At 44.4% G+C, this 12,618-nt stretch carries 10 protein-coding genes; all 10 read right to left on the bottom strand.

Going from position 1 to position 12,618, the window contains the following annotated elements:
* The coding region (locus PAN94_RS08960) for an SHIRT domain-containing protein (RefSeq protein WP_285875567.1) at positions 1–4,546 on the bottom strand (4,546 nt) is incomplete at its 3' end.
* A 290-nt stretch (positions 4,547–4,836) separates the two neighbouring features.
* Positions 4,837–5,565 (bottom strand): metallophosphoesterase, encoded by a 729-nt coding sequence (locus PAN94_RS08955; protein WP_285875565.1) that lies wholly within the window; start codon positions 5,563–5,565, stop codon positions 4,837–4,839.
* 52 nt (positions 5,566–5,617) lie between these two features.
* Positions 5,618–7,276: a DNA repair protein RecN gene (recN, locus tag PAN94_RS08950; protein WP_285875564.1), complete on the bottom strand. Its 1,659-nt coding sequence runs from the start codon at positions 7,274–7,276 to the stop codon at positions 5,618–5,620.
* A gap of 8 nt (positions 7,277–7,284) precedes the next feature.
* Positions 7,285–7,716 (bottom strand): arginine repressor, encoded by a 432-nt coding sequence (locus PAN94_RS08945; protein ID WP_285875563.1) that lies wholly within the window; start codon positions 7,714–7,716, stop codon positions 7,285–7,287.
* Positions 7,700–8,524 (bottom strand): TlyA family RNA methyltransferase, encoded by an 825-nt coding sequence (locus PAN94_RS08940; protein WP_285875561.1) that lies wholly within the window; start codon positions 8,522–8,524, stop codon positions 7,700–7,702. The genes PAN94_RS08945 and PAN94_RS08940 overlap by 17 nt, the downstream gene beginning before the upstream one ends.
* The gene (locus PAN94_RS08935; protein WP_285875559.1) at positions 8,517–9,392 is read right to left on the bottom strand and encodes a polyprenyl synthetase family protein; all 876 of its coding nucleotides are present in this window, start codon (positions 9,390–9,392) and stop codon (positions 8,517–8,519) included. Before PAN94_RS08935 ends, PAN94_RS08940 begins: the two co-directional genes overlap by 8 nt.
* Positions 9,389–9,601 carry an exodeoxyribonuclease VII small subunit gene (locus PAN94_RS08930; protein ID WP_285875558.1) on the bottom strand — a complete coding sequence of 71 codons (213 nt, stop codon included), beginning with the start codon at positions 9,599–9,601 and terminating at the stop codon, positions 9,389–9,391. The genes PAN94_RS08935 and PAN94_RS08930 overlap by 4 nt, the downstream gene beginning before the upstream one ends.
* On the bottom strand, positions 9,579–10,919 hold the full coding sequence (gene xseA, locus PAN94_RS08925) for an exodeoxyribonuclease VII large subunit (RefSeq protein WP_285875557.1): 1,341 nt from the start codon (positions 10,917–10,919) through the stop codon (positions 9,579–9,581). Before xseA ends, PAN94_RS08930 begins: the two co-directional genes overlap by 23 nt.
* Positions 10,920–11,020: 101 nt before the next feature.
* Positions 11,021–11,245, bottom strand: coding sequence for a helix-turn-helix domain-containing protein (locus PAN94_RS08920; RefSeq protein ID WP_005589514.1), 225 nt, complete (start codon positions 11,243–11,245; stop codon positions 11,021–11,023).
* A gap of 221 nt (positions 11,246–11,466) precedes the next feature.
* A complete protein-coding gene (locus tag PAN94_RS08915; RefSeq protein WP_285875556.1) occupies positions 11,467–12,309 on the bottom strand; it encodes an NAD(P)H-hydrate dehydratase in 843 nt (280 codons plus the stop codon).
* Positions 12,310–12,618 lie beyond the last annotated feature (309 nt).

Here is a 12,618-nt window from a genome sequence, read left to right as displayed (position 1 = left end):
CGAAGCGGTAACTTGCTTGGTACTTGTTAGCTTCAAAGGCCCATTTCCCTACAAACTCTACATTTGACTTGTTGACAACGGCGTTAGATGCGTCATAGCCCTTGAAGGTCCATGTGCCGTCGTTCACTGTGTCTGTGTAGGTCGCTTGCGCTGGTTGCTGAGCGGAAACAGAGGCACCATTCACATACGAATCACTGTCGCTTGGAGTCAAGGCTGCGATGGCTGCTGGAAGAGCTTGACCTGCTGTCTCGCTCTCGAAGCGATAAGTAGCTTGATACTTCTTGGCTTCAAAGGCCCATTTCCCTACAAACTCAACATCGGACTTGTTCACGACTGCATTAGCTGCGTCATAGCCCTTGAAGGTCCAGGTGCCATCATTCACAGTATCTGTGTAAGTGGTTTGTGATGGTTGTTGAGCGGAAACAGAGGCACCATTCACATATCTTGCACTGTCGCTTGGAGTCAATGCGGCGATAGTTGATGGAAGCGCTTGACCTGCTGTGGCGCTCTCGAAACGATAAGTAGCTTGGTACTTCTTGGCTTCAAAGGCCCATTTCCCTACAAACTCAACATTTGCCTTGTTCACGACTGCATTAGCTGCGTCATAGCCCTTGAAGGTCCATGTGCCATCATTCACAGTATCTGTGTAAGTGGTTTGTGATGGTTGTTGAGCGGAAACAGAACCACCATTCACATATCTTGCACTGTCGCTTGGAGTCAATGCGGCGATGGCTGCTGGAAGAGCCTGACCTACTGTCTCGCTCTCGAAGCGGTAAGTAGCTTGATACTTGTTGGCTTCAAACTTCCACTTACCTGTGAAAGTCAAATCAGCTTTTTTCACAATCTTACTTTTGGCATCATAACCAGCGAAAGTCCAAGTACCGTCGTTCACATCATCTTTGTGAGTCTTTGTTGTCGGCTCTTCTGGTACAACTTTTTGCGTGTTGTAATAGCTTGAGCTGTCTTTTGGTGCTTTCTTCTGGATAAATTCAGGCAAATCAACACCAGCCGTAATGCTTACAAAAGTATAGCTTACATAATGCGGTCTAGGCGTTACTTCCCAGATACCTGTGAATGTCACGCGCTTGCCATTATAGGTCGCATTCTTCTGATCGTAACCTTTGAAGGTCCAGACATAGTCTTTTTCTTCTTCAACTACTGATTCTTTAGCAGGTTGTTTGGCTACAATGGTGTCACCAACCTTATAAGAAGCCTCATCATTTGGAAGCATTCCCAAAATACTTTGTGGCAATGGAACACGTGCGTCAGAAGATTTGAATACATATTCTGGATTTGGAGTAGGTACCCAGCTTCCAAGGAAAGTCTGTCTACCTTTTGCTACAACGATTTTTTCTTTATCGTATCCTGCAAATGTCCAAGTTACCTTGTTTGCTGTGTCAACATAAGTCGTTTCACTTGGTTGCTCAGCATCTACTTCTGTAAGGAACAGACCGCCCATCTTATAATCAATTGGGTTTTTCGGAGTCAACTTGGTGATATGATCTGGTAATACGAAATCAGGATTAGTTGATTGGAACTGATAGTCTATACCATTTGGCGTAAAGGTCCAAGATCCTGTGATGGTCTTAACTTTCGTACCTGCAATAGCTTTTCCGTATTTATCTGCATCAAAACCATGGAAGGTCCATGTACCTGTCGGAACAGTTACTGTAGATATGTCGAGTTTGCTTGCATCTTTGTAATCGTCAGCTCGTCCAACGAAATCAGTGCCAGCTGGAAGCATATCGCGAATCTTATTTGGAAGAGGATAAGCAGGAGTCGAGTTAGTAAATTTATACTCTACCCTATAGATCGTATCAGACTGATTGGTAGGAACCAAAATCCATTTCCCTCTAAAGATAACGTCTCCTGCCTCGACTGTTTTCACACGTGGAGAAATAGTCGTATTATCATCTTCATAGTAGTCATCAAAGACCCAAGTTCCTCTGCCATCAGGATCCTCAAATCTTGTTTTAGATGGCATTTTAACGCGAGCTTTTTCACCCTTGACAAATTCTCTTTCGTAAGTGATTAGATTATACAAAGTTGATGGCGGATAGATCGTTTGACCAGAATCATCTTTTGAATCTGTATAGAAGTCATAATAAACACTACGCTTGGTCGGTTCAAAGGTCCAGTGGAGAGTGTAAGTAGAGTCCTCATCGTCAGTTGGCTTTTCCACTTCCTCAGGTTGCTTAGAAACCCATGTACCATCATTTTCTTCATCTGTGTATGTGTAAAAATCGCGAAGGACATTCTTGACATTATCAGAATACTCATCTGGAGATGTCGTGATAGGAGCAGGGATTTGTGCCTTCAAATCATCAGGAATAGTCTTCCCTGGAGTATCACTGACAAAATTAAAGGAAACAACCTTATCTCTGTGTGGTGTGAAGGACCAAGTACCTGTAAAGAGGACCTTATCTTTATTGACCACTTTACTATCAGCGTCATAGCCTTCAAATTTCCAAGTTCCCTTGTTGGCAAAGTCCATGTAGGTCGTCTTAAGGGGAGCTACTGCATTTACAGTATCGCCATCATTATAGGTATTTGTATTACTTGGCGTTAGGGCTTTAACTTCCTCTGGTAGAGATAGGCTAGGATCCTTACTGATGAACTCATAGTTTTCTGAATACTTGTCTGCTACAAAAGTCCAAGTACCTGTGAACTTAAGGTTCCATCCTTTGTGATCCCACTCGCTTACTGGTTTTTCAGTAAAATCGTAGCCTGTAAAGGTCCAGGTACCCTTGTTAACTGCATCATAGTAGGACTCTTGAGTCGGTCTAACAGACTGAACCATCTCACCTTTCGGGTATTGCTTTCTCTTTGCATACTCCCATTCAGGCATATTTGTTGGCTTCAAATTATTAATTTCCGCTGGAAGAGGCTTATCTGAGCTATCGCTGATAAACTCATAAGTCGGTTTCCGAGGAACCCCTTTAAATACAAACTCCAATGGTATTGTAACTTTTGGTATTTCCCCATATGTAGCCGCCCGCTCTAGTTCACGACTGAAGGTTAAATCTACTACATCTTCCTCAAAGGTCCAATTTCCTTCATTTTCTGCATCATAAAAGGGTTTGTAGAGATTTTGAGCTTCATCATAGCGGAGCAAAGCAGCTACCGTGTCCAGTATATCTTTAGGTAAATGCTCATCTCGTTTATCAAACTGATTGAGAGAAAGCTTGTAATCGTATAGCTTACTTTCTAGATCTTTTATCTCCTTAGGAAGAGGTAATTTATATTCGTCACGTGAGGTCTTAGGACTACTTGGTAACTTATAAAAATTCTCAAAATCGTGCTGGTTCATAGGTTTGTAGGATACAATGACATCCTCAAAGTATTTCCAAGTTCCTACAAACTCCACATCGCCATTGTTTACCACTTTACTTGGAGCATCAAAACCAGTCAAAGCCCAATAACCTTTTCGATTAGGAAATTCTTCTGAAGTATAAAAAACATATTCAAATTCTTTTGGTCTTACTACTTCACCCTCAGCAAATCTTCTTCTATCTTTTGGACTCCAATTTGCAACATAAGATGGCGGAGTTTTTCCAGGTGAGCCATTAACTGCTCTATAGGTAGCCTTATATGGTGTCGGCGTAAATTCCCACTTACCTGTGAAGAAAACATCATCTTTGTCAATCACCTGACTATCATGGTCATAGCCCTTAAAGGTCCATCTACCACTTCCATCATACTCTACATAAGTTGTTTCAGTTGGCTGGATGGCCTTTACTTTATCGCCCTTTTTGTAGATTTTTGTATCTTCTGGCTTCAAGTAGTTCAGAGCAAGCGGAGTTGTTTTTCCTGGTGTAGCACTTTCAAACTCATAAAGTGCTGAGCGAGGAGTCTTATCCTGATCTGGGATGAACTTCGGATTTTTATCACGAAGACCAGAATTGACAAAGTTCACGAGATTGCGATAAACCTTATCAATTTCTTCTTGCTTTGTTGCAGTTTGAAGCACACCATCAGCAGCCGTCATTACGCCATTCAAGATTTCTAGACTATCGTCTGTCTTACTTGAAAAGTCCTTGCTGCGCAAGTTTTTGAGGTAGTTCTCTAAAGCGCTCTTGTTTAGACTTGCATTTGCTGAAGCAGGTTGAGCAGTGGCTGCAGCTGGCTGGCTTGTGCCTGTAGCTGGCTGAGCATTTTTAAAAGTAGTCGAATCTGTCGCTTGACTTGCCTCTGTCTCAGCAGGCGTAGCAGATTTCAATGAGGCTTGGTTATCCCCTTGCGTTTCTGTCTGTGCTGGCGCAGGAACTGTTGTTGTGATAGCCTCTTTACTTTCTACTTGCACGGGTGCAGAAGGCGTTACTGAGACAGTCTCTTGAGTTTCTGTTTTCGCTGGTTCAGAAGTTCCCACCGAGACTTGATTTTCTGACTTATTTTCTACTTGAGCTGTAGCCACAAGCTCATCCGCATGGGCTACTTGACCCGCTCCAATCGCTGCGGGTGCAAACAAAAATCCAATCGCAAGTGATACAGTAGCAACTGATAATTTGCGGATTGAATACTTTATCTTTCTATCCTGAAAAAACATCTTTTCCTCCTTTTTGCTTTTTCGATAACTATTATAGCATAAAGAAGAGGAATTGCATATATTTTGAATTATTATTTAAGGGTTTATGATTACTTATAGGATAGGAAATTTAACCTATATAACTATATGCATTGGCCTATTTTTTTTCAGCAAAAATTATCTCATCCAAACAAAAAAATTGAAAAAGATAGCTAGGCTACGCTTCTTCAATCTTTTTGATTTCTTTCTATTGGCAGGGAATATTCGAGACGCTAGTAAGTTAAACTATTTTGGCATTTGTAGATACCTTCTCAGTCCTCCGCAGCAAAACCATCATTTTTGATGGCATACTGCTCTATGATGCCATTATGGCCAAAGAGAACTCCGTGGAGGACTCCGCCATAAACAGCTCCGCCATCCATGCCAATCTTGCCATCCTCAGTCATCCATAGCTGATCAGTTCCCGGCGCTTCATGCAAGAGATAAAATGTCGGTGTATGACCAAAGACAATCCTTTTGCCAGTCTGATTGCTGCCTTCATGAAATGGCGCGCGAATCCAAACTTTTTGATAATCACTAGTCTCTCGCCAGTCTTTCAGCTCCAAATCTAGACCAGCATGGACAAAAATGTACTGCTCTGTCTCCAATAGGAAAGGCATCTGACGAGTAAAGTCGACTAAATCTGCTACCGCCGCCTTGACACCTTCCGCGTCTGCCACTCCATCTACAGGAGCATTGAGAGGTCGACCTAAAAGCGAATTGATCGTCGTATCTCCGCCATTGCGTCGGTAATGGTCATAAGATTTTTCAGGATTGTCCAGCCAGGTCAGAAACATATACTCATGATTGCCAGAAAGACAGATGGCTCCTTTCTGATCCACTAGATCCTTGACCCGCTCCAAAACGGCTCGGCTGTCTTCGCCACGATCGATCAAGTCCCCTAGAAATACTAGTTGGCTGCGACCGTCCCAGTGCTGGAGCAATTCATCAAGCATGCCTGCCTTACCATGGATATCACCGATTGCAAAATATTCTGTCATACGCGTCACCTCCTAAAGGAGACCGAAACACTAGTGTCTCAGTCTCGCTTGTTTATTTCTTTAATAATTCTCTGGCTTGAGTCAAAGCAGCCTCTGTCACATCTTCGCCAGCCAGCATCTTAGCAACTTCCTGAACGCGCTCGTCAGCCGTCAGCAGGCGAACCGTTGATACGGTCGAATTCTCATCCGAAATCTTCTCAATAAAGAACTGATAATCGGCAATCGCAATGACCTGCGGCAAATGGGAAATTGCCAAGACTTGACCGTTGGAGCCAATCTTGTAAATCTTCTGAGCGATAGCTTGAGCCACACGGCCAGAAACGCCCGTATCCACTTCGTCAAAAACAATACTGGTCTTGCCTTCCTTACGAGAAAAGGCCGATTTGATCGCCAACATAAGACGGGAGAGTTCGCCGCCAGAGGCAACCTTCACCAAAGGTTTGAAATCCTCTCCCGGATTGGCTGAGATGTAAAACTCTACTTGCTCATTTCCTTCACGGTTGAACTTGCCCTTAGTGAACTGTACTTTAAAGCGCGCCTTTTCCATGTAAAGTTCTTGCAACTCCTGCTTGATTTCCGCTTCCAGCTGGGCTGCTAGACCATGACGAGCCTGACTCAGCTCCTGGGCCAGCTCTACCAGCTCTCTCTCCAAGGTCTTCAGCTCTCGGTCCATATCCTCTGAGGACAAGTTGCTGCCAGTTAAAAGGCTGTATTCTTTGGAAATCTGAGCAAAGTATTCCAGCACATCATCTACTTGGCCGCCGTATTTACGGGTGATGCTGTTAATCAAGTCTAAGCGACTCTCCACCTGCAGCAGCCGATCTCCGTCAAAGTCCAGTCCATCTAAAATATCCTCTAGGCGCTTGCTGACATCTTCCAAGACATAATAAGTCTCTGACAAGCTGCCGGAAAGCTCCTTGTAGGCTGGATCGTAATCCTCGATAGACTCAAGGTCGTTCATAGCTGAGCGGACATTGGTCAGACTGGAAAAATCTTCATTGTCCAGCATGGTATAGGCGTTGGTCAGCGTATCCGCAATGAGCTTGTGGTTGAGCAATCGATCTCGTTCCTGATGCAGGGCAGTATCTTCACCACTTTTGAGAGCAGCACTCTCAATCTCCGCCATCTGAAACTCCAGCATCTCAATTCTGGCCTTATGCTCCTGCTGATTTTTCTGCAAAGTCAGGACTTGCTTACGCAGGCTTCGATAGCGGTCAAAAGTTTCCTGATAGCGGCCTTTGAGATGCAAAAAGTCTGCTGAGCCAAACTCATCTAGCATGGCAATATGAAGCTGGGGTCTCATCAGCTCTTCCTGATCATGCTGACCATGGATATCCACCAAGTGCTGGCCGACAGCCTTTAGAACAGACAAATTCACCATCTGGCCATTGATACGGCTGACACTACGGCCGTTTTGCAGAATTTCCCGACGGATAATCAGCTCATCGGTCAGCTCCCAGCCCTGCTCCTCAAAAATCTCTCGCAAAGCTCTGCTATTCTCCAGCGAAAAAAGACCCTCTATCTCAGCTTTAGGCGCTCCATGACGAATAACATCCGTCGTAGCACGGCTGCCCAGCATCATGTTCATCGCGTCAATAATAATAGACTTGCCGGCTCCGGTTTCCCCGGTCAACACGGTCATACCCTGCTCAAAATTAAGGGAAATCTCCTCAATAATGGCAAAATTTTTAATCGAAATTTCTAATAACATAGGTTTTCCTACCAATTATTGATTTTAGCCGTGACTTTTTGGGCTGCACTTTCACTTACTGCAACGATTAGGATACTGTCATTATCCGCAATAATGCTGAAAATTTCCTCAGCAAATTCTTTACTCAGATGACGCTTGACAACCGCTGCACTCCCTGGCACCAGATTGAGATTGAGCATATTTCCTAGATTTCGACAGGCCAAAATATTATTTTCAGCCAACTTCAGACTATTGCTAGCTGTTTTTGGAAGCTCGTAAATATAGGTATTATCTTTAAAAGGGATTTTGACAATCCCTAGCTCCTTGATATCTCGTGAAACCGTTGCCTGTGTCGCTGTAATACCAGACTCCCTGAGATGTTCTACAATTTCCTCTTGGGTGCCAATCTCAAACTCGCTGACAAATCGTCTGATTCTCTCTAATCTATCCTTCTTCTTCATCTTTAAATTCCTTGTGGGCTGCCTCTACGACAGCAACTAAGTCTTGCTCCAAGTCATCTTTCGACTGTTCACTTTTCTCCAGAAAGGCTAAAAATTCGACATTGCCATGCCCGCCCTGAATCGGAGAAAAATCCAAACCTTTGACTGAAAAACCTGCTTCCAGCATAAAGGCTGTCACAGTTTCCAGCACCGCCAAATGAACTTTCTTGTCCTTGATAATCCCCTTCTTGCCAATCTGCTCGCGGCCAGCCTCGAACTGAGGCTTGATCAAAGCCACGACCTGACCGCTCTCTTCTAAAATCTGATAGAGGGCCGGCAAAATCAGGCTGAGCGAGATAAAGCTAACATCAATGCTGGCAAAGCTGGGCCGAAAGTCAAAATCAGCTGGCTCCGCATAGCGAAAATTGAACTGCTCCATGCTGACAACCCGCTCATCTTGGCGAAGTTTCCAGGCCAACTGGTTAGTCCCAACATCAACAGCATAGACCAACTTAGCTCCATCCTGCAACATAACATCAGTAAAGCCACCGGTCGAAGCTCCGATATCCAAGGCCACTCGATCTGCCACCGAAAGGCCAAACACTTGCAAAGCCTTTTCTAATTTTAAGCCGCCACGACTGACATACTTGAGTTTTTCTCCCTTGAGCTTGAGCTCTGTTGCATCATCGATTTTTTCACCCGGTTTGTCAAAACGCTCTCCATTCGCAAGTGCCACGACTAGGCCTGCCATCACTCCGCGCTTGGCCTGCTCTCGGGTCTCAAAGAGGCCTTGTCGATAGGCCAGTACATCCACTCTTTCCTTAGCCATCCAGTCTCAAACTTTCTATTATTTTTTGAATTTCTTCCGCTGAAAAATCACTTTCTTTTTCTAGTTGCTCCAGCAGGCTTTTTGCTTGTTCCAGCGTTTCATCGAAAAAGTCTCTGGCTCCATCTAAGCCTAGCAAGGCTGGATAAGTTGATTTCTCAGCCGCCAGATCCTTCTGCGGTGTCTTACCGATCTGCTCAAAACTAGCCGTCACATCTAAAATATCATCCCGCACCTGAAAAGCCAAACCCAAGAGCTCTCCCGCCTGACGAAGCTTCCCTAGGACTGATTGACCAGTCTGAGCAATGATCCCAGCCGCTACAAAAGGATAGGCCAAGAGCTTACCTGTCTTATTGGCATGGATGGTCTGGAGCTGGTCCATGGTCAACTTGCGGCCTTCTCCCTGCATATCCAAAACCTGCCCAGCCACCATACCAAAGGATCCAGCCGCCAAAGACAGCTCTGCTATCAGCTCCACCTTGACCTGACTAGGGAGCTCTGCCATTGCCACCAAACCATAAGGATCCAAAAAGAGAGAATCTCCCGCCAAAATGGCCATATCCTCCCCGAATTTCTTGTGGCTGGTCAGACGGCCTCGGCGGTAGTCATCATTATCCATCGCTGGCAAATCATCATGGATCAGGCTACCGGTGTGAATCATCTCTATAGCTGCTGCCACCTGAAAATGAGCAGGAGTTAATTCCAGACCAAAACCCTCCAGCAATTCCAAAAGCAAGAGAGGGCGGATCCGCTTGCCACCAGCCTCGACAGAATAGAGAATGGTCTCAGTCAAATCCGCTGACACTTCCTTGCTCTGATAAAATTCTTGAATCGTCAGACCAATTTGCCTGATTTTATGCTCTCTTGTCATTCCATATCCGTTTCCGTGCCATCCGCCTGCATGACCTTGACCAAGGTCTTCTCTGCCTGATCCAGCGTCTTTCGCAAGTCTTTAGACAACTGCATGCCCTTCTGGAATTCAGCGATGGCCTCTTCCAATGCCACATCCCCATTTTCTAGCTTCTGGACAATGGCTTCCAAATCAGCTAAATTTTCTTCAAATTTTTTGTCTTTTGACATCTTTTACCTCAACTTGGACCTGACCATCCCGCATGAGAATGGTCAACTGGTCCTTCTTCTTGATATCCTGACTGGACTCGATTACTGTTTTATTTTTTTGGATAATAGCGTAGCCCCGCGCTACAATGCGACTGGTATCCAGCATGAGTAGCGCATCAGACAGCCGCTTGGCTTCAGCCACCTTATGGTCATAAATCACTGCCATATTGCTACGCAACAAGCGCTCCTGCTGGTGCACCTGCTCCTGATAGCGCTGCACCTGCCGCAGAGGTGACAGAGATTCCAAGCGATGCTGGAGAATCTTGACCTGCTGGACTTCTTCACTATAATATTCGCGAATTTTTTGCTTTAATCGTAGATTGAGCTGGTCTAACTTTTGCAGATAGCCATCATAAAGCCGTTCTGGCTGACGAAAAATAACAGATGAAGCCAATTTATGCAAGCGTTCCCGCTGGTAAGCCAGACGATTGGAAGCTGCATTAGACAGACGATTTTGCTGCTGATTCAAATACCCCAGAAGATCCAGCTTGGTGACTGGTGTCGCCAATTCAGCGGCTGCTGTGGGGGTTGCTGCTCGTCGATCTGCCACAAAGTCAGCCAGAGTCGTGTCCGTTTCATGGCCCACACTGGAAATAATCGGAATCTGGGACTCAAATATAGCTCGTACGACGATTTCTTCATTAAAAGCCCAAAGATCCTCGATGGATCCGCCACCTCGACCTATAATCAAGACATCCAAATCTTCTCGCTCATTGGCTCGACGGATATTAGCCGCTACCTCGGCGGCAGCTCCTTCGCCCTGAACCTTGGTTGGATAAAGTAGAATGTCCACACCGGGAAAACGGCGGCTGACTGTCGTGATAATATCTCGGATGACAGCCCCGCTAGGACTGGTCACCACCCCAATTTTCTTAGGAAATTGAGGCAAGGCTTGTTTAAATTTATCTTGAAAAAGACCTTCTTCTCCCAGTTTTTTCTTGAGCTGCTCGAACTGAACAGCCAAGGCGCCAATGCCGTCTGGTTCAGCCTTTTCAATGACAATCGAATAGGAACCACTTGGCTCATAGAGCTGCACACGGCCAATGATATTGACCTTCATGCCCTCTTCTAGTTCAAAACCAAGCTTTTTATAAACACCTGACCAGATAGTCGCCTGAATAACTGCCTTCTCATCCTTGAGGGAAAAATACTGGTGATTGGGACGCTTGCGAAAATTAGAGACCTGACCTGTCAGATAAACCCGTTCCAGATAAGGATCACGGTCAAACTTCATCTTCAGATAACGGGTCAAGGTAGAAACCGATAAATAATCTGGCATGTCGCTCCCTTTCTATTTTCTAGTATTTGCGTAACCTTTATTATACCAAAAAATGGAAGAAGGCGGTGCTTCCAAGTTCCCAATTTTCAGGATAAAAATCACTAAGATTTTGTACTTTCCTTGATAATTTGATACATTTCAATGCGCAACTGTTGCGCAATGAATTCTAAGGTTAGTAAACTAGGAATCGAATCGCCTGCCTCAATACGAGCAAGCTGTCTGACCGTCAAACGAGTCTCATCCTCACACAGCAATTCCCTTGTCATTTTACGTTGTTCCCGCAGTTCTCGAATTTTTTTCCCAATTGCTACTTTTAGCTCTGACATGGCACTTTCCGCACTTATCCTTTTCTACTAGTTTTTATACTTTTAACTCTCATACTTTATTTTTATTATAGCACAAAAAAGTTTTCTATCGTATTAACTTTTTTCTATAAATTAAAAAAGTAATTATGTGAGAAAGTTGGTGAATCTTAGACTTTTCCTAACTAAGACAAGATTTCCTAATCCACAAAAAGAGGCTCGGATTTTTCCAAGCCTCCCAAGATTTATTGACTAAAATTTTTCATCCAAGTTGGAATTCGTTGACTCAGTTCTGTCGGTAATACCACATAAACTTCTTTGGCTAACTCATCCGCAATGGCTGAATGCAAGTAGGTCGCAGCTGTCACTCTTTCAAAAAGTGAAACCTGCTCAAATTGACCTGCAAAACCGGCAATCATCCCTGCCAAGGTATCTCCCATACCGCCGGTGGCTTGATAGGGACCACCAACCTGCAGATGATAAACATCCTTTTCCCCACTCTGAAAAACTCGCGTTCCATTCCTTTTCTGTACAACTAGAGTTCCCTTAGGAAATTGGTCAACAGCCTTTTGGCTAGATTTTTCGTCCTGCGACTCGATGGGCAAGCCAGACAAACTTTCCCATTCTTTCTGGTGAGGGGTAAAAATTGTCTGGGAGTTTGGAAAAGGCAGAGCTTGCTTGGCAAAAAGCGAGATAGCGCCCCCATCCATAATCAAGATTTGTTGCTTGTTTACAAGCTGTAAAACCAACTGCAGCACCGATTTCTCTAAAGAATTTTCAGCCAAACCCGGCCCGATTAAAATAACAGTAGCCTTGCGGATCTGCTCTATCAGCCGCTCTTGTTCCCGCAAATCAAAGGCCATAGCCTCTGGCAGATGGGCATGGAGGGCGGAAATATTGTCCCGTTCAGTTGCAACAGTCACCAAACCAGCTCCGCTCCTTACCGCAGCCAAGGCAGCCATGATAATAGCTCCACCATAGGGATAGGTTCCGCCAATCAATAGCAAACAACCATAGTTACCTTTATGACTGTCTGGCGATCGATTTATAATAACCTTTTTCAAAAACCTGTCACTGACTAGTTTCATATTTGAACCTCTATAATTATTTAAATGTTTTCAAAAACTAATATTACCCGCTCAAGCACATCAAGCAAAGAAACTCGATTACCATTTTCTATCCCTGATAAGCATATCTTTATTGAATTCTAGTTGCGTAAGAGAAAGGTGTTGAGGAAAACAGAAAGCATTATCTTTCTTCACTTTAAAATCAAAAGCTAAAATGACTCTCCATCTCACCAGTTACCGCCTATAAGCATATTCTATACCTTGACAATTTTTCCGAAATTTCCAATCTTTATTTCGACCCGAGCAATTTTCTTCTCCCATATTTTACCA

Source organism: Streptococcus sp. SC1 (genome assembly GCF_030272855.1).
In the GTDB taxonomy this organism is placed as follows: domain Bacteria; phylum Bacillota; class Bacilli; order Lactobacillales; family Streptococcaceae; genus Streptococcus.
Note: the sequence above shows the minus strand (reverse complement) of the source record. Positions and strands in the feature narration are given on the sequence as shown.

Coding starts and splice junctions, on each gene's coding strand:
- PAN94_RS08955 (WP_285875565.1), bottom strand. CDS start 5,565: ATGACAGAATATTTTGCAATCGGTGATATCCATGGTAAGGCAGGCATG.
- recN (WP_285875564.1), bottom strand. CDS start 7,276: ATGTTATTAGAAATTTCGATTAAAAATTTTGCCATTATTGAGGAGATT.
- PAN94_RS08945 (WP_285875563.1), bottom strand. CDS start 7,716: ATGAAGAAGAAGGATAGATTAGAGAGAATCAGACGATTTGTCAGCGAG.
- PAN94_RS08940 (WP_285875561.1), bottom strand. CDS start 8,524: ATGGCTAAGGAAAGAGTGGATGTACTGGCCTATCGACAAGGCCTCTTT.
- PAN94_RS08935 (WP_285875559.1), bottom strand. CDS start 9,392: ATGACAAGAGAGCATAAAATCAGGCAAATTGGTCTGACGATTCAAGAA.
- PAN94_RS08930 (WP_285875558.1), bottom strand. CDS start 9,601: ATGTCAAAAGACAAAAAATTTGAAGAAAATTTAGCTGATTTGGAAGCC.
- xseA (WP_285875557.1), bottom strand. CDS start 10,919: ATGCCAGATTATTTATCGGTTTCTACCTTGACCCGTTATCTGAAGATG.
- PAN94_RS08920 (WP_005589514.1), bottom strand. CDS start 11,245: ATGTCAGAGCTAAAAGTAGCAATTGGGAAAAAAATTCGAGAACTGCGG.
- PAN94_RS08915 (WP_285875556.1), bottom strand. CDS start 12,309: ATGAAACTAGTCAGTGACAGGTTTTTGAAAAAGGTTATTATAAATCGA.